This is a genomic window from Blautia sp. HCP3S3_D9 (assembly GCF_052063845.1).
In the GTDB taxonomy this organism is placed as follows: domain Bacteria; phylum Bacillota; class Clostridia; order Lachnospirales; family Lachnospiraceae; genus Blautia_A.
Map to the genome: position 1 here is coordinate 1 of NZ_JBQHWS010000274.1, position 1371 is coordinate 1371.

The 1371-nt window shown below is 41.5% G+C and carries 1 protein-coding gene and 1 pseudogene; both read right to left on the bottom strand.

Features of this window, described 5'->3' with window-relative positions; translation table 11 throughout:
- Positions 1-114: 114 nt before the first annotated feature.
- Positions 115-240: pseudogene (locus ACTNES_RS20835) on the bottom strand (flavodoxin family protein); the annotation flags it as partial.
- A gap of 277 nt (positions 241-517) precedes the next feature.
- The coding region (locus ACTNES_RS20840; RefSeq protein ID WP_441040574.1) for an MATE family efflux transporter at positions 518-1371 on the bottom strand (854 nt) is incomplete at its 5' end.

A 1371-nucleotide genomic window follows, 5' to 3' on the forward strand; every position in this document is an offset into this window, starting at 1 on the left:
CCCCCCCCCCCCCCCCCCCCCCCCCCCCCCCCCCCCCCCCCCCCTTTTTCAAGCAGAAGACGGCATACCAGATCACAGACTGTCTCGTGGGCTCGGAGATGTGTATAAGAGACAGATATGAAGTCTGTCTGGTTGGATGATTTCAATCTCATTCTTTTCTGATGCCCCTTTTATAAATGCGTCAATCGCCGTCAGCGTGTTTCCCCTTCTGGCACTTCCGTTAATAATTACAATTTTCATGTATGTTTCCTCCTGCTTCTGATTTCATGAAATCATTATACCTTTTTTCGCTTATCCTGTCATCACATTTCATCAGATCAGAACCTGTTAAATTATCACAACCAAATGCAAATCAATACCTTTATAAAATCCGCTGAATTAAAGGCATTTTTTATAAAAAAGGTGTTGATTTTGTTTCTGTATTTCCCCGATTCTAATAATATCGCAACGGTTTTTAAGTTTTTGCTTCTTGATTACTTAACGGCGGAAAAAGAATGTTTTCACATAGGGCTGTTGTTTACATGTCATTTTTTTGTTTTTTTAATTCTATACCCACCAGTACAACAGATAGCATAAACGCTGAAAAATCAGCAACAGGTCCCGCAAGCAATACTCCCATAATTCCGAAACGAAGCGGGAGCAGCAGGGTAAGCGGAATCAACACAAAAGTCTGCCTTGTTAATGCCAACAGAGCACCTTTTAACGATTTTCCTATTGCGGTAAAAAAACTGGAAGAAAGCAACTGCACACCATTTACCAACACCATGAAAAGATAGGTACGCATGAACAAAACAGCAAATTCAAAATACAGCTCGTCCCCATCTCCGAATAGCGAAATGATAGATTGCGGGAAAAATTGAAATGCGATGAAAGCAATAGTGGAAACAACAAGGTTCCATTTTACCGCAAGCAGGTAAGCCTCCCGTACACGATGGTATTGCCTTGCCCCATAGTTGAAGCCGATAATCGGCTGTGTTCCCTGCGAGATTCCTACAACAATCGCAAGGATTATGGCATTTGTTTTCATAACGATTCCGCAAGCAGCTAAGGGAATATCTGTTCCATATTTTGTTAATGCGCCGTAATAAGTCAACGAATTGTACTGAATGATTTGAATCACGGTAACTGCAATCTGGTTTGAGCTGCTGCTGATTCCCATGCTGCAAATTTTCATGCTTTCTTTGATGTCCAATAAAAACGACTCTTTTTCAAAATGGATTGTTTGGAAACGCCATAGATAACGGAATGCGAGTATGAAGGAAAAAATTTGCCCAATAACTGTTGCCCAAGCTGCGCCGGCAATTCCCCAATCGCAAACAAAAATAAAAATGGGGTCAAGAATGGTATTGATAATAGCTCCCACAACCATGC